General features: G+C 52.8%; 14 protein-coding genes and 2 tRNA genes. 6 read left to right on the top strand and 10 right to left on the bottom strand.

All coding sequences use genetic code 11. The annotated features are described in order from the left end of the window. Positions 1-51 precede the first annotated feature (51 nt). The gene (locus tag OGW16_RS15060; RefSeq protein WP_286518576.1) at positions 52-744 is read right to left on the bottom strand and encodes a phosphohydrolase; all 693 of its coding nucleotides are present in this window, start codon (positions 742-744) and stop codon (positions 52-54) included. Positions 745-1,184: 440 nt separating this feature from the next. Between OGW16_RS15060 and ompC the strand changes: the two genes are divergently transcribed. Continuing rightward, positions 1,185-2,387 carry a porin OmpC gene (gene ompC / locus OGW16_RS15055; RefSeq protein ID WP_087052585.1) on the top strand — a complete coding sequence of 401 codons (1,203 nt, stop codon included), beginning with the start codon at positions 1,185-1,187 and terminating at the stop codon, positions 2,385-2,387. A gap of 169 nt (positions 2,388-2,556) precedes the next feature. Here ompC and OGW16_RS15050 read toward each other — a convergent pair. After that, positions 2,557-2,646, bottom strand: a tRNA-Ser gene (locus tag OGW16_RS15050). Between the two features lie 93 nt (positions 2,647-2,739). On the opposite strand from OGW16_RS15050, the gene mtfA reads away from it, so the two are divergent. The 5 genes from mtfA to OGW16_RS15025 all read left to right on the top strand — a co-directional run bounded on the left by mtfA (position 2,740) and on the right by OGW16_RS15025 (position 7,377). Further along, positions 2,740-3,537 carry a DgsA anti-repressor MtfA gene (mtfA, locus tag OGW16_RS15045; RefSeq protein WP_075145996.1) on the top strand — a complete coding sequence of 266 codons (798 nt, stop codon included), beginning with the start codon at positions 2,740-2,742 and terminating at the stop codon, positions 3,535-3,537. A gap of 99 nt (positions 3,538-3,636) precedes the next feature. Further along, a tRNA-Asn gene (locus OGW16_RS15040) sits at positions 3,637-3,712 on the top strand. A gap of 261 nt (positions 3,713-3,973) precedes the next feature. Then, on the top strand, positions 3,974-5,011 hold the full coding sequence (locus OGW16_RS15035) for an extracellular solute-binding protein (RefSeq protein ID WP_087051381.1): 1,038 nt from the start codon (positions 3,974-3,976) through the stop codon (positions 5,009-5,011). After that, positions 4,995-6,683, top strand: coding sequence for an ABC transporter permease (locus OGW16_RS15030; protein ID WP_200007711.1), 1,689 nt, complete (start codon positions 4,995-4,997; stop codon positions 6,681-6,683). The genes OGW16_RS15035 and OGW16_RS15030 overlap by 17 nt, the downstream gene beginning before the upstream one ends. Before the next feature lie 10 nt (positions 6,684-6,693). Beyond that, positions 6,694-7,377 carry an ABC transporter ATP-binding protein gene (locus OGW16_RS15025; RefSeq protein WP_075145994.1) on the top strand — a complete coding sequence of 228 codons (684 nt, stop codon included), beginning with the start codon at positions 6,694-6,696 and terminating at the stop codon, positions 7,375-7,377. 23 nt (positions 7,378-7,400) lie between these two features. Here the strand turns inward: OGW16_RS15025 and ldtA are convergent, their stop codons facing one another. The 8 genes from ldtA to OGW16_RS14985 all read right to left on the bottom strand — a co-directional run bounded on the left by ldtA (position 7,401) and on the right by OGW16_RS14985 (position 14,113). Next, positions 7,401-8,330 (bottom strand): L,D-transpeptidase, encoded by a 930-nt coding sequence (gene ldtA / locus OGW16_RS15020; RefSeq protein WP_043016801.1) that lies wholly within the window; start codon positions 8,328-8,330, stop codon positions 7,401-7,403. A 125-nt stretch (positions 8,331-8,455) separates the two neighbouring features. After that, positions 8,456-9,520, bottom strand: coding sequence for a nicotinate-nucleotide--dimethylbenzimidazole phosphoribosyltransferase (gene cobT / locus OGW16_RS15015; protein ID WP_043016802.1), 1,065 nt, complete (start codon positions 9,518-9,520; stop codon positions 8,456-8,458). 24 nt (positions 9,521-9,544) lie between these two features. Next, on the bottom strand, positions 9,545-10,288 hold the full coding sequence (gene cobS, locus OGW16_RS15010) for an adenosylcobinamide-GDP ribazoletransferase (protein WP_019077089.1): 744 nt from the start codon (positions 10,286-10,288) through the stop codon (positions 9,545-9,547). Next, the gene (gene cobU, locus OGW16_RS15005) at positions 10,285-10,830 is read right to left on the bottom strand and encodes a bifunctional adenosylcobinamide kinase/adenosylcobinamide-phosphate guanylyltransferase (RefSeq protein ID WP_080624988.1); all 546 of its coding nucleotides are present in this window, start codon (positions 10,828-10,830) and stop codon (positions 10,285-10,287) included. Before cobU ends, cobS begins: the two co-directional genes overlap by 4 nt. Further along, entirely contained in the window at positions 10,827-12,347 is a 1,521-nt protein-coding gene (locus OGW16_RS15000) for a cobyric acid synthase (RefSeq protein ID WP_087051379.1), read from the bottom strand. The genes cobU and OGW16_RS15000 overlap by 4 nt, the downstream gene beginning before the upstream one ends. Then, positions 12,344-13,159 (bottom strand): energy-coupling factor ABC transporter ATP-binding protein, encoded by an 816-nt coding sequence (locus OGW16_RS14995; RefSeq protein ID WP_047410272.1) that lies wholly within the window; start codon positions 13,157-13,159, stop codon positions 12,344-12,346. The genes OGW16_RS15000 and OGW16_RS14995 overlap by 4 nt, the downstream gene beginning before the upstream one ends. A gap of 8 nt (positions 13,160-13,167) precedes the next feature. Beyond that, entirely contained in the window at positions 13,168-13,845 is a 678-nt protein-coding gene (locus OGW16_RS14990) for an energy-coupling factor ABC transporter transmembrane protein (protein WP_043016807.1), read from the bottom strand. Further along, positions 13,832-14,113 carry an energy-coupling factor ABC transporter substrate-binding protein gene (locus OGW16_RS14985; RefSeq protein WP_043016808.1) on the bottom strand — a complete coding sequence of 94 codons (282 nt, stop codon included), beginning with the start codon at positions 14,111-14,113 and terminating at the stop codon, positions 13,832-13,834. The genes OGW16_RS14990 and OGW16_RS14985 overlap by 14 nt, the downstream gene beginning before the upstream one ends. Position 14,114: the final 1 nt, after the last annotated feature.

Below are 14,114 nucleotides of genomic sequence, written 5' to 3'. Positions count from 1 at the left end.
CCGACAGATTAACATAAAATAGCGCGGTTGACGTTGCGGCTGTACTGGCAACTAACGCGCTATAAGGGGTTGAATCGCGTCAAGATCCAGCATTTCATATTCTCCTTTTAACTCCGCACTCAGTTTCGCCATGTACGTCAATAAGAAGTCAGCATTATGTTGCGCCAAATGCCGGCCTTGCGCGGTTTGCATCGTTAGCGGCAGCATTAACAGTTTGGTCTGGAAGTGATCGAGCGCGTACTGTTTATCATCAAGACTACGCTGCCTGGCAAACGGATCTTCCGCATCAAACAGCGCCACGCCTAACGCCCCGGACACGGCAAATACACGCGCTAAACCAATCGCCCCCAGCGCCTCAAGCCGGTCAGCATCCTGCACAATTTTGGCCTCAAGGGTTTCTGGTACAATTTTGGCGCTGAAACTGTGCGCCTCAATGGCATGGCACACGGCAGGTAATCGTTGGTGTGGAAAATCAGGGAAATCGTGCATCAAAACGCGACGTGTTTCCTGGGCTGCCATTACCGATGAACGATGACGATCGGGATGATTCTTCGGCAAACTGACGAGATCATGGAAGTAGCATGCCGTCAGCACCACCAGCCAGTCTACGGTCGCATCCGTGCTCAGCTTTTGAGCCGTCTTCCACACACGCCGAAAATGAAAGATGTCGTGAGCAGCGTCGTGCCCTGAATGATTTTCACGCAACCAGGCTTCAAATTTCGACTGCCAGTCATGTCGTTCCATACTCTCACTCTTCGCAGAAAGAAAACCACCTTAGCAACAATTCTCATATCAGACTACCGCCAACCCTGCATATCACCACTATATATTATTTTATAATAATCATATTTTCTGCGAATATATAATCAGCATTAGTCAAGACGAGCAGATAAATTATAAATATGACAGCAAAATAAATAACGAACATCAATAATATATATTTAACAATAAAATAAATATAAAACATAACTCAATGATAACAAAGCATTTATCATAAAAATAAAAACATGATAAACATACAATATTAATGATGATAATGCGCTGGTGACATATTTTGAAATATCTTAAATACATTTGTTACATGTTATATTTTAAATTAAATGAACTTCATAGATAGTATCCGAATGTAGTCTTTCAAATAGTGTTACATATTCATTTTAATTATTATATAAAGGAAATACATAATGAAAAGAAAAGTACTGGCACTGCTTCTCCCTGCTTTATTAGCTGCAGGCGCAGCTAATGCGGCTGAAATTTATAATAAGAACGGCAATAAACTGGATCTGTACGGTAAAGTCGATGGTCTGCGTTATTTCTCTGACGATGCAGGCAGCGATGGCGACATGTCCTATGCACGTCTGGGTTTCAAAGGCGAAACGCAGATCAATGATATGCTGACTGGTTATGGTCAGTGGGAATATAACATTCAGGCCAACGGCACCGAAGGTGATAAAGGCGATTCCTGGACTCGTCTGGCTTTCGCTGGCTTAGGATTTGGTGAGAACGGCACCTTCGATTACGGTCGTAACTATGGCGTCGTCTATGACGTAGAAGCCTGGACCGACATGCTGCCAGAATTTGGTGGCGATACTTACACCCAGACCGACGTGTACATGACCGGTCGTGCTAACGGCGTTGCCACCTATCGCAATAAAGGCTTCTTTGGTCAGGTTGATGGTCTGAACTTCGCCCTGCAGTATCAGGGTAATAACGAAGGTAGCAGCTTAGGTCAGGAAGGTTCCGGTAACAGCACTAACCGTAAACTGGCGAAAGAAAACGGCGACGGCTTCGGTATGTCTACCTCCTATGACTTCGACTTCGGTTTAAGCCTGGGTGCGGCGTACTCCAGTTCCGATCGTACTAACGAGCAAGTTGCAGCTGGCCGCGGCGATCGTAGCTATACCGATAAATATGCTGGTGGCGAAACAGCGGATGCCTGGACTATTGGCGCGAAATATGACGCTAACAACGTGTATCTGGCTGCTATGTACGCAGAAACCCGTAACATGACAGCATACGGCAGCGGCTCTTATAAGAATGCTGCAGGGGAAGATGTTGCGAAAGGCGGTATCGCCAACAAAACGCAAAACTTTGAAGTCACTGCTCAATACCAGTTTGACTTTGGCCTGCGTCCTGCGGTTTCTTTCCTGATGTCTAAAGGTGTTGATTTAGGCGGCTGGGATCGCGACAGCAATGGCAATTACCGCTACACCGACAAAGATCTGGTCAAATATGTTGATGTGGGTATGACTTACTACTTCAACAAAAACATGTCCACCTATGTTGATTATAAAATCAACCTGCTGGATGAAGACGACAGCTTCTACTCTGATAACGGTATCGCGACAGACGACATCGTTGCCGTTGGTTTAGTCTATCAGTTCTAATTGATGCACAAACGCGCAAGCCCGCTTCATATGAAGCGGGCTTTTTATTTATATGAAACGTATTTTTTTACCGCACGGGCATGACAACGATAAACTTGTGAGGATACTCAAAGAAAAAAACATCCGTGAGAACTGTCGTTGAAAGCAAGGCGTGCAAGTGCTTGAATAGTGGCGGAGAGAGGGGGATTTGAACCCCCGGTAGAGTTACCCCTACTCCGGTTTTCGAGACCGGTCCATTCAGCCGCTCTGGCATCTCTCCGTTTTGGCGGTTGCCATGATGCCAGGTAATTTGGCATTTTAACAGACCCAGTTCCGTCAATTTCGTTCAAGTGACGAGTTTGCGAGCAAAACGATGATTAAGTGGCCCTGGAAAGAACAAGAAACAACCCGGAGTGACGACTGGCCGTGGGACGACGCCATGGCTATTCCCCTTTTGGTTAATCTCACCGAGCAAGAACAAGCCAGACTTGTCGCCCTGGCAGAACGCTTTTTACAGCAAAAAAGAATGGTCGCTCTTCAGGGATTTGAGCTGGACCCGCTAAAAAGTGCGCGCATTGCTCTGCTGTTTTGCTTACCTGTTCTGGAACTGGGGATTGAGTGGCTCGACGGGTTTCATGAAGTTCTCATCTACCCTGCCCCGTTTGTCGTAGACGATGAATGGGAAGACGATATTGGGCTGGTGCATAACCAACGCGTTGTACAGTCCGGACAGAGCTGGCAACAAGGCCCAATAATCCTCAACTGGCTTGATATTCAAGATTCCTTTGACGCCTCCGGCTTTAATCTGATCATCCATGAAGTGGCACACAAGCTTGATATGCGTAATGGCGATCGTGCCAGCGGTGTTCCGGCAATCCCCCTGCGCGATATCGCCGGTTGGGAACATGACCTGCATGCCGCAATGAACAATATTCAGGATGAGATCGATCTGGTTGGAGAAACGGCCTGCAGTATAGATGCCTACGCAGCGACCGATCCTGCAGAATGCTTTGCCGTGTTATCCGAGTATTTTTTCAGCGCGCCTGAATTATTTGCTCCGCGTTTTCCTGCCTTATGGCAGCGTTTCATCCAGTTTTATCGCCAGAACCCCATGGAACGGTTACGCGATACCCGGGGAGACGACGATTATCGCTCACCAAATGCGCATTAACACTGAATTTGAAGATTAATTAACCAATTGAAATGACGCGCTAATTTTACTGTTGACACCTCATGGCGAGGTCAGTAATATGCGCCTCGTTCACACGATTCCTCTGTAGTTCAGTCGGTAGAACGGCGGACTGTTAATCCGTATGTCACTGGTTCGAGTCCAGTCAGAGGAGCCAAATTTAAGAAGCCTGCTTAGGAAACTAAGCAGGCTTTTTGCTTTTTATGTCTGTTAAAAAAATGCCTGTAAGAGAGCGCCCGGCTTGCCATAACGCCCCATCCGCCGTTGCATCACATCGTTGATTAAAGTTGTGTAAATGTAAATCGTTTAAACTTTGCACTTATTGTAAGTGCTAGTGATTATCATTTATTGTACGCGAGCCAAAAGAACGAGCCTTGCTCGGTTCACTGTATGTTCCAATTACTCTGGGATAAAAACGATGAATGCTCTGCCTCGCACCGGATTGCGCCGTATCACGCTTGCCTCTGCCCTCGTCTTCTCTGTCAGCCTGCCTGCTTTCGCTCAGGAAACGTTAACGCTTTATACCACCCGCGAACCGGGTCTGATCCAGCCTTTACTTGACAGCTGGACTAAAACCAGCGGCATCAAAGTGAGTACGGTCTATATCAAAGACGGTATGCTTGAGCGTGTTAAGGCTGAAGGCAAAAACTCGCCTGCCGACCTGCTGATGACCGTCGATGCCGGTAATCTCATCGATTTAGTTGAAGCCGGTGTAACCCAGCCGGTAGAGTCAGAAGTACTGAAAGCCGCCATTCCTGCGAATCTGCGCGGTGCGGATAATCAGTGGTTTGCGCTTTCTATGCGCGCTCGCGTGCTGTATGCCGAGAAGTCGCTGCCAATCGATAACTGGCATTACGAACAGCTCGCCAGCCCTGAATACAAAGGAAAAGTCTGTATTCGCTCCGGCCAGCACCCGTACAACACGGCGCTGATCGCCGCGATGATTGCCCATCATGGCGAAGCCAAAACCGAAGAATGGCTGCGCGGCGTGAAGGCTAACCTGGCACGTAAAGCCACCGGCGGCGACCGCGATGTTGCCCGCGATATCCTCGGCGGAATTTGTGATATTGGTCTGGCTAACTCCTATTACGTCGGTCATATGAAGAACGCCAAAGAAGGCAGCGATGCGCGTCAGTGGGGCGATGCCATAAAAGTCGTTAAACCCACCTTTGAAAATGGCGGTACGCACGTCAACATCAGCGGTGCAGCCGTTGCCCGCTATGCGCCGAATAAAGCCGATGCCGTTAAGCTGATGGAATATCTGGTTTCGGCGCCTGCCCAGCAGCAGTACGCGAAAGCGAACTTCGAATATCCGGTACTGAAAGGCGTAACGCTTGACCCGGTTATCAGCGCCACAATCGGTGAAATCGATGTAGATAAAACGCCGCTAACCGAAATCGTGAAGTATCGTAAACAAGCTAGCCTGCTGGTAGATAAAGTTGGATTCGATCAATAAACCTCTGCAGTTTCCGACGTTACGCGGCCTGGTTTCCGGGCCGCAGTCATTATTAACGCCGTTGCATCTTGGCGCGCTGTGCGTCGCACTTGGCGTCCTGACCCCTGTCGTTGCGCTGATCTGGCAGGCCACCCAGGCCGATTTATCCCACTGGGATAATCTCATGACATATGTACTGCCATCTGCGCTAAAAAACACCGTGCTGTTGCTCGCAGGTGTCGCTGTAATGGTCGGTGTCATTGGCGTAGGCAGCGCATGGGCGGTGACGGCATGGGATTTCCCTGGGCGAAAAATTCTCAGTTGGGCGCTGCTGTTGCCGCTGGCGATGCCGACCTACATCGTCGCCTTTGCGTGGCTCGATCTGTTGCATCCGATAGGTCCCCTGCAAACCTTTATCCGTTTCTTACTGGGATTTGACAGCCCGCGACAATTCCGCCTGCCAGATTTACGTTCTCTTTCCGGCGCAATAATTCTGCTCGGATTAGTGCTTTATCCTTACGTCTACCTGACAACCCGCGCTATGTTTATCAGCCAGCCGGCCCATTTACTGGAAGCTGCGCGTACGCTGGGATGCAGCGCAACAGGAGCCTTTTTTCGCGTCGCTCTCCCCATGGCTCGTCCGGCACTGGCCGTTGGGATCAGTCTGGCACTGCTGGAAACGCTCAACGATATTGGCGCGTCAGAATTCCTCGGGGTACAGACCTTAACGGTTACCGTGTACACCACGTGGATCTCGCGTTCTGATTTATCTGCCGCGGCGCAAATCGCCTGCATGATGCTGATGTTTATATTTTTTATTCTGACGCTGGAATTTTATGGCCGCAGAAAACAGGGCTTCAGCAGCCGCAGCCTGCGGGAAATTCAACCCACGCGCGTGCAGGGCTGGCGTGGCTGGCTGCTCGGTGGCGTTATTTCACTGCCGGTTGTGCTGGGTTTTCTGGCCCCGGTCCTGTTTTTAATTTGGGAAAGCGCCAAACGCATAGGCGATGAGAACCCAATATCCTCCTCGTTACTGTCAGCATTACAAAATACGCTATCACTGGCGGCGGGAACCACGCTGGTGGTGGTGTGTGTCAGTATGCTGGTTGCCTGGAGCGCGCGCCACAGCGCCGCAGATAACGCGATGCCGGGATTTCGTCGCGGTGTAATGCGTCTGGCGTCTTTAGGCTATGCGGTTCCCGGCACCATTCTGGCGATTGGTTTTTTAACCCCCGCCATGGCTGTCGACCGCTGGCTGGCTGATTTACTGGATGTTCGCGGCCTGCCGCTGATGTCTGCAGGGATCCTGCTGGTAATTTGTTGTGCCATGCGTTTCCAGGCGATTGCTATCGGCGCGCTGGACTCCGGCCTGGGGCGCATCCCGCCGGCGCTGGAACAGGCTTCACGTCTGCTGGGTGAGAATGGTGCGGGCACATTTGCACGGGTTCATTTCCCATTGCTGCGCCCGGCGTTAGTGAGTAGCGCCCTGCTGGTTTTTGCCGATGCCATGAAAGAACTGCCAACCACATTGCTTTTGCGCCCGGTAAACTTCGAAACGCTGGCAACGTTGCTGTATGCGGAAGCTGCCCGTGGAACCTATGAAGAAGGCGCTATCGCCGCGCTAATGATTGTTTTAGCTGGCACGCTACCGGTTATTTTGTTGGTGCGTCATCAGATGACTCGCCGTGGTTAAGAGAGCAACAATGTCAGAAAATGCATTACGACTCCAGGATGTGCACGTTGCCTACGGTAACAGCCAGCAATCGGTACTGAGCGGATTTTCAATGTCGGTACGTAAAGGAGAAATCGCCTGTCTGCTGGGCGCTTCAGGCTGTGGAAAAACTACGGTGCTACGCGCAGTTGCCGGATTTGAACGGCTGCGAAGCGGAGAGATCTATGTGTCACAGCGCCGCGTTGCCGGTCCCGGGATTCATCTGCCGCCGGAGAAACGTCATGTCGGCATGGTCTTTCAGGAATATGCGCTGTTCCCCCACCTGACCGCGCAGCAAAACGTGGCCTTTGGATTACGACGTATGCCACGCGAGGAGCAGCAGGTTCGGGTGGCGGAGCTGTTAAAAATGGTGGAGTTGCACAGCCATGCCAGCCGTTATCCGCATGAACTTTCCGGCGGGCAGCAGCAGCGTATCGCGCTTGCGCGCGCGTTGGCCCCGCATCCGGAAATCCTGCTGCTCGATGAGCCTTTCTCCAGCCTGGATAAGCGTACGCGTGAGCGTCTTGGCAACGAGGTACGGGATATTTTACGCGCCGCCGGGCAAACGGCACTGCTGGTTACCCACAGCGAACACGAAGCGCAGCTGATGGCTGACCATATTGGCGTGGTAAAAATGGGGCAGTATCAAATTAAAACAGCGACCCACCCTGGCTAAAGGTAATCGGGTCGCCGTGATAATTAATAGTGCGTCTGAACCAGACTGATGTTCACCGGCATGCCGGAGCGTCTTTCCAGCGCCTGATTTCCGCGACTCACATCCACGTCATTCCCGCTGATGAAAGTGCGCAACGCGGGAGTGACTGGCAAGGGAACCTGTCTGTCAGACTCATATTCCGAACGGTTTCGTGACAGGGGTTCATGCACTTCCACCCAACGACTACCGTCGGGCTCTACGCTGTATTTCACCGGTCGGTCTATCAGTTGCACACGCGTCCCAACCGGTACGGTATCAAACAGATATTTAATGTCATCATTACGCAAACGGATACAACCCTGGCTGACCCGCAGACCAATGCCAAAATTCGCATTTGTGCCATGTATGGCATAAAGCCTGCCGATATAAATCGCATACAGCCCCATCGGGTTATCTGGTCCAGCGGGCACAAACGCAGGCAAGGATTCCCCGCGTGCGGCGTATTCACGGCGGGTATTCGGCGTCGGCGTCCAGCTCGGCGCTTCCTGCTTACGCTCGACCGCCGTCACCCAGTTACGCGGCGTTTCTCTTCCCGCCTGACCAATGCCAATGGGTAAAACTTCAACCGTATTACTGCCAGCGGGATAATAGTAAAGGCGCATTTCTGCGACGTTAATGACGATCCCCTCGCGCACGGTATCCGGTAAAATCAGTTGCTGAGGCACAACCAGCGTTGAGCCAGACTGTGGCAGAAAAACATCTACGCCGGGATTGGCTTCAAGCATGTTGCTCAACCCCTGCCCGTACTGCGCGGCAAAGGCTTCGAGCGGCTGAGTGTTTCCTGAAGGGACCGTAATAGTCAAAGGGCTTCCCACCAGGCGACTTCCTTCTGGCGGCAGCGGATAGCTCACCGCCTGCGCGCCCTGACATGCGAGCAGCATAATGAGTGAACAAAGCAGTTTCACACGACGCATCTTTTTCCTTTCCTTCGTCGCAGCAGACATCCGTTAATTATAGCTTTTATTATCTGTTTTAGTGGGTTACGTCTAAAATGTGCATAAAAAACCCCGCCATCCCGCGGGGTTCAGGGCTCACGTAACTACGCTTCCTTACCATCCGGAAGCACAATGTTACTGGCGGCGAGCTGCCCCATGTTGGAGTACATTGCACAGGCCGCTTCAATAATCGGCATCGCCAGCGCGGCCCCGCTACCTTCGCCCAAACGCATCCCCATGTTGAGGTACGGATCCAATTCAAGATGGGCCAGCGCAGTGCGAGCGCCCTTCTCAGCGGAGAAGTGTGATGGGATCAGGTAAGGTTTAATCTGCGGCGCAATCTGGCTGGCCGCCAACGCAGCAGAGTAAGAGAGAAAACCGTCCAGCACCACAGGCAGGCCACAGGAGGCCGCCCCCAGCATCACCCCCGCCATACCGACAAGATCAAACCCGCCAACCTTAGCCAGCACATCGATACCGTCATTACGATCCGGTTGGTTGACGGCAATAGCTCGCCGCACAACCTCAACTTTATTGCCTACTCGGGAAAGCGGCAGGTTAGCGCCGATACCTACCACATCCTCAGCATCGCTGCCGGTCAGCACGCTGACGATTGCTGCTGCAGGTGTCGTATTTGCCATACCAAGTTCACCAACGCCAAACAGCGTTACACCGTCTTTGGCCAACTCATGAGTATAACGAATAACTTCCAGCAGCAGTTCTTCGGCCTGCGAACGGCTCATTGCCGGGCCTTGGGCAATATTGCCGCAGCCGCGCGCCACGCGCATGTTCACCACGCCAGGAATAGGTTCGGCATCAATACCGACATCAATCACATGTACCTTTGCCCCCGCTTGCGCGGCCAGCACACAAACGCCGGTTGTCCCGCGCGTCATATTCGCGGCCTGAATAGCCGTGACGATTTTAGGCGAAACAGCAACCCCTTCATCCCACACGCCGTGATCGGCACACATCACCAGCATCGCTTTGCCGTTCACATGCGGGGTGCCTTTCAGGCCAGGCATACCGGCCAGTTGCACGGCGAGCGATTCGAGCCGCCCAAGGCTTCCCGGCGGTTTAAGCAAGCCGTCGATATGCTGTTGTGCACGCCGCATCGCAGCACTATCAGGTGTTGGGATTGCGCGGAGTAAAGAGGTTAAAGTCTGCATAAGGGTTCCAGTATGTTGGCTGACTCAGAGCAGAGCCAGCAGGAAAATCAACTCGCCAAGTTCAATGGCTGCGCCCAGCGTATCGCCGGTCTGCCCACCCAACGTGCGTTTTAATAACTGCCCAAGAATAAAAATCGCCACTATCGTAACAACCAGCGCTGCAACGCCGCGCATGCCGGGAAGAAGCACGGCAGCCAGGATCGCCGCGAATCCCAACGTGACGCAGGTTTGACGCCCGGTGACTTTACCAATAAAGACATTACCCAGCCCTTCTTCGCGGGCGTAACGATGTCGATACATCAGCAAAACAGCGGTACCCCGTCCGGCGACACACGCTGCAGCAAGCGCCGCCAGCATCGGTGTGCCACGCAAAGCCAGTTCGCTCACCACCAGCACTTTCGCCAGCAACACGAAAATTAACGCCAGTCCGCCGTGGGTTCCCAGACGGCTGTCACGCATGATTTCCAGCATCCGCTCACGTCGACGGGCAGAAAAAATGCCATCACAGGTATCCGCCAGCCCGTCGAGATGAAATCCCCCGGTCAATAACGCCAGGGTAAGGACGGCAAACAGAGCCGCCAATGGCACTCCGCACCAGGGCTGTAGCGCCATAAAGACCAGCCCCGTCAGGCCTCCCAGCACCACGCCAATCAAGGGGAACATCACAATACCGCGCGAATAGTGCTCGAAATCCAGTCCTTGCGACCAGCGTGCAGGAACGGGCAAGCGACTGATAAAAGAGAGCATTGCCCAGAACAACTTACTCATTTAATTTTGACTCCAATTCCTGATACCACCAGCCAGACCTCATCAGCTGCCGCCGCCAGTCGCTGGTTCACGCGTCCTGCAATATCGCGAAAATGCCGTGCCAGACGATTTTCCGGAACAATCCCCATTCCCACTTCGTTGGTGACCAGCACCACCTTTGCCGGACAGCGCTGACAGGCAGCAATCAGCGAACGGATTTCGTCGTCGATGGACTGCTCCATCGCCGCGTAATCCCAGCTATCCGGGTCACTGTCACCGCCCAGCGCAAACAGCAGATTAGTCACCATCGTGGTAATGCACTCCAGTAGAATGGCTTCTTGCGGATTGTTCGTTGCCGTTATCAGTTCATCCAGATGTTGCCAGCGCTCGGCTGTACGCCAGTGCGCAGGGCGTCCATCGCGATGATGCTGAATTCGCGCAGCCATCTCCTCATCAAAAATCTGCGAAGTTGCGATATACAAAACGTTTGGAGAATCAGCGATCAGCGCCTCCGCATGCCGACTCTTGCCGCTTCGTGCGCCGCCCGTAACCAGAATAATCATACTGGCTCCCGGTGTTGCTGCATGATGGTATAAATTTTCTCAATATCGATGTGTTGCCGCATCGCATCCGCCAGCAGATCAAACTGCTGCGATTTATATTGCGCGTAATGGAAGGTGGAATCCAGCGGGGCTAATCCTTTACGCTTTCGCAGGCCATTCACCAGCGCACGGGTAAATTCATCGCTGTCGAACAGACCGTGAAGGTAGGTGCCGAACGCCAGACCATCCGGAGTGACCGCGCCGTCAGCCACATTGCCGCCGTCTTTTCGCAGCGTCATCACCGACCGGCATTCTTCAGTTAACGTCGTTTCGCCCATGTGGATTTCATAACCGCGAACGGATAACCCCGCCGTGCCTGCCAGCCAGTCGGGCAGCGAGGAGGACATTTGCCCTTCAACCAGGGTGGTGGTTTTATGCTGGGCAAAATGGGTTACGGTATTGAGCAAGCCCAGCCCCGGCAGCGTACCGAGTCCTGACTCCACGTCATCAATGATGGTATCGCCGAGCATTTGGTAACCGCCGCAAATCCCCACCACCGGTACGTTATTACGATGCAATTGCACGACGCCGTGCGCCATGCCGCTTTCACGCAGCCACACCAGATCGCCCAGCGTATTTTTGCTGCCGGGCAGAATCACCAGATCGGCCCCCGCCAGCTCTTCTGGCTGGCGAACATAGCGCACGCGCACATCCGGTTGTGCGGCAAGCGCATTGAAATCCGTAAAGTTAGAAATGTGCGGTATTTGAACCACCGCGATGTCGATGTCGCGTTTGTCTGTGCGCAAATATTTGCCCTTTTGCAGCGCAACGCCATCTTCATCTTCCAGATCAACATCCAGCCAGGGCATGACGCCCAGTACCGGAACGTCGGTCAGCGCTTCAATTTGCTCAATACCGGAGTGCAGCAGCGTCACATCACCGCGAAACTTATTGATGATCACCCCTTTGACCCGCGCGCGTTCGTGATCGTGCAACAGCGCCAGCGTGCCATAAATGGAGGCAAACACCCCGCCGCGATCGATATCTGCCACCAGAATGACAGGACATTGCGCCATTTCAGCCATGCCCATATTGACGATATCGCGATCGCGCAGGTTAATCTCAGCCGGACTTCCCGCGCCTTCCAGCACCAGTACATCGAACTCCTGCGCCAGGCTGTTGTAAACTGACAGGATTTGATCCCGCAGACGCGGTTTGTACTCGTGGTAACTCACCGCGTCCATATCGGTCGCCACTTTGCCCATCAGCACGACCTGCGCTTTACGATCGCTGGTTGGCTTAAGCAGCACCGGATTCATACGCACATCTGGCGTAATGCCGGCAGCCTCAGCCTGAAAGATTTGCGCGCGGCCCATCTCTTTGCCCTCTGGCGTAATACCAGAGTTCAGCGCCATATTCTGCGATTTGAACGGTGCGGTACGCAGCCCATCCTGATAAAAAATTCGACACAGCCCGGCGACCAACACGCTCTTACCCACATCAGATGCCGTTCCCTGCAACATTATTGCCTGCGTCATGACGCCTCCTTCAGTGCGTTCTCTCGCATACAACTAAAAAATTCAGCCTCTGTTTTACACAGCGGGAAGCCCAGCTCAGTATGCAGCTTCACCAGCCAGGGCTGAGTTAGTCCCGCTTGTTCAATCAGTTCCGTCTGGGCGAAAACGTCACCCGGCGTGCCATGCGTTAGCACTTCGCCCCGGCGCAAAACGTAAACTGCATCGCTGACCTCATAGATAAGATCGATATCATGGCTGGAGATAACCACGTGATTTCCTTGTGCTACGATGCGTTTGATTATCTCAATCATCTGCATGCGACCTGAAGGGTCAAGGCCTGCAGTAGGTTCATCCAATAGCAAATACTGCGCCTGCAACACCAATGCCCCTGCAATCGCCACACGTTTTTTTTGCCCGTGGCTTAAACACTGAATAGGCTGATGGCGGAAATGCTGGGCGTCGACCAGCGTGAGCGCATCGTCCACCCGACGGGAGATTTCAGCCTCATCCACGCCAAGGTTGCGCAGGCTGAAGGCAATGTCGCTGTCGATATCGGTATAAAAGATTTGCTGATCGGGGTCCTGAAAGACGGTTGCCACCTGCTGACGCAGCGCCAGCAAGCCGCGTTTGCTGTAATCCAGCGGTTTGCCTTGCCACATCACTGTGCCTTGCTGCGGGCGCAGTAAGCCACTCAGGTTCATAAATAGCGTAGATTTCCCGCAGCCATTGGCACCGACCAGCCCGGTGACGGCATGCGTAGAAAAGTCCAGCGTTAGCCCTTTGAGGATGGGGTCATCCTGATAGCGAAACCAAAGCGCTGAGGTGGCAAGCATACTTATCCTTACAGGTGAAAATCACCCTGATACAGTTTGATATCCAGTGTGGTGGTCATTTGCTGGTAGCGGATCAACACGCGGGTAAACAGCAGTCCCACCAACATCGCCAGCGAGCGATAGCCCAACGGCAAGCTACGATAACCAAAACGCAGCGTTTGTGCGCGATGTATAGCCAGCGCCTCGTCTAACAGGATAAAAATAAAGCGCCAGGTTAACAGGATCTGCTCAGTCAACAGGCGAGGAACGCGCCCGCGTTTAAGTAAGATAATTAATTGCGGAAACGGTAGATTCAGTACCAGCCAGAACGTTGCCGCCAGCGCAGCCAGGCTGCGCCAGAAGGTTTCATTAGCGGTGACCAGCCCTGGCCCACTCACGCCTAACCAATAGCTTCCTACAGGAATACTGGCCAGCAACGTCTGTGGATCGCGGCTAAAACTAAACAGAATAGTCACCACGCCAACTGTCAGAAAACCAAATGGCAAAGCCATCCAGCGACACCAGCGCCAGAAGGAAATGCGCAGCAGCCAGCAGCTCAGCGCGGCAATCAATAATAGCTCAATACCCTGCCCCAACGGGGGCAGAGTAAATGCCAGAATCATCATCATCAGCCAGAGCAGAAATTTCCGCACCGGTGAGACATGAAACCAGCGGCTTTGATAGCTAAGCCTGTCAAGCCCGGTCATCACGACGTTGCCTGCCCTTGGTATAACCCAGAATGTAGAAAATCACGGCTGCGCCCAGCGATCCCTGAAGCGTAAACAGCAGGCTTTCAATCTCGCCGCTTGCGGGTTCATACAACGGCTGGAACCACGGTTCATAATGGGGAGCAATTGCCTGAATCTGACTCTCCGCCTCACCGTCTGAACCGCCGTACTCTCCACCGTGGTTGATAAAGAACGGCAGGATCACCAGCGCGACAACCATCACTAACAAAATCAGCGTCTTTTTCATC

It is taken from the genome of Citrobacter sp. Ce104 (genome assembly GCF_030334595.1).
GTDB classification, from domain to species: domain Bacteria; phylum Pseudomonadota; class Gammaproteobacteria; order Enterobacterales; family Enterobacteriaceae; genus Citrobacter; species Citrobacter europaeus.
This window is presented reverse-complemented; position numbering and strand designations above follow the sequence as displayed.

Bases quoted from the DNA above. Each gene is read 5' to 3' on its own strand.
- ldtA (WP_043016801.1), bottom strand. From the start codon at position 8,330: ATGCGTCGTGTGAAACTGCTTTGTTCACTCATTATGCTGCTCGCATGT.
- OGW16_RS14995 (WP_047410272.1), bottom strand. From the start codon at position 13,159: ATGCTTGCCACCTCAGCGCTTTGGTTTCGCTATCAGGATGACCCCATC.
- OGW16_RS15060 (WP_286518576.1), bottom strand. From the start codon at position 744: ATGGAACGACATGACTGGCAGTCGAAATTTGAAGCCTGGTTGCGTGAA.
- cobU (WP_080624988.1), bottom strand. From the start codon at position 10,830: ATGATTATTCTGGTTACGGGCGGCGCACGAAGCGGCAAGAGTCGGCAT.
- OGW16_RS14985 (WP_043016808.1), bottom strand. From the start codon at position 14,113: ATGAAAAAGACGCTGATTTTGTTAGTGATGGTTGTCGCGCTGGTGATC.
- cobT (WP_043016802.1), bottom strand. From the start codon at position 9,520: ATGCAGACTTTAACCTCTTTACTCCGCGCAATCCCAACACCTGATAGT.
- cobS (WP_019077089.1), bottom strand. From the start codon at position 10,288: ATGAGTAAGTTGTTCTGGGCAATGCTCTCTTTTATCAGTCGCTTGCCC.
- ompC (WP_087052585.1), top strand. From the start codon at position 1,185: ATGAAAAGAAAAGTACTGGCACTGCTTCTCCCTGCTTTATTAGCTGCA.
- OGW16_RS14990 (WP_043016807.1), bottom strand. From the start codon at position 13,845: ATGACCGGGCTTGACAGGCTTAGCTATCAAAGCCGCTGGTTTCATGTC.
- OGW16_RS15000 (WP_087051379.1), bottom strand. From the start codon at position 12,347: ATGACGCAGGCAATAATGTTGCAGGGAACGGCATCTGATGTGGGTAAG.
- OGW16_RS15035 (WP_087051381.1), top strand. From the start codon at position 3,974: ATGAATGCTCTGCCTCGCACCGGATTGCGCCGTATCACGCTTGCCTCT.
- mtfA (WP_075145996.1), top strand. From the start codon at position 2,740: ATGATTAAGTGGCCCTGGAAAGAACAAGAAACAACCCGGAGTGACGAC.
- OGW16_RS15025 (WP_075145994.1), top strand. From the start codon at position 6,694: ATGTCAGAAAATGCATTACGACTCCAGGATGTGCACGTTGCCTACGGT.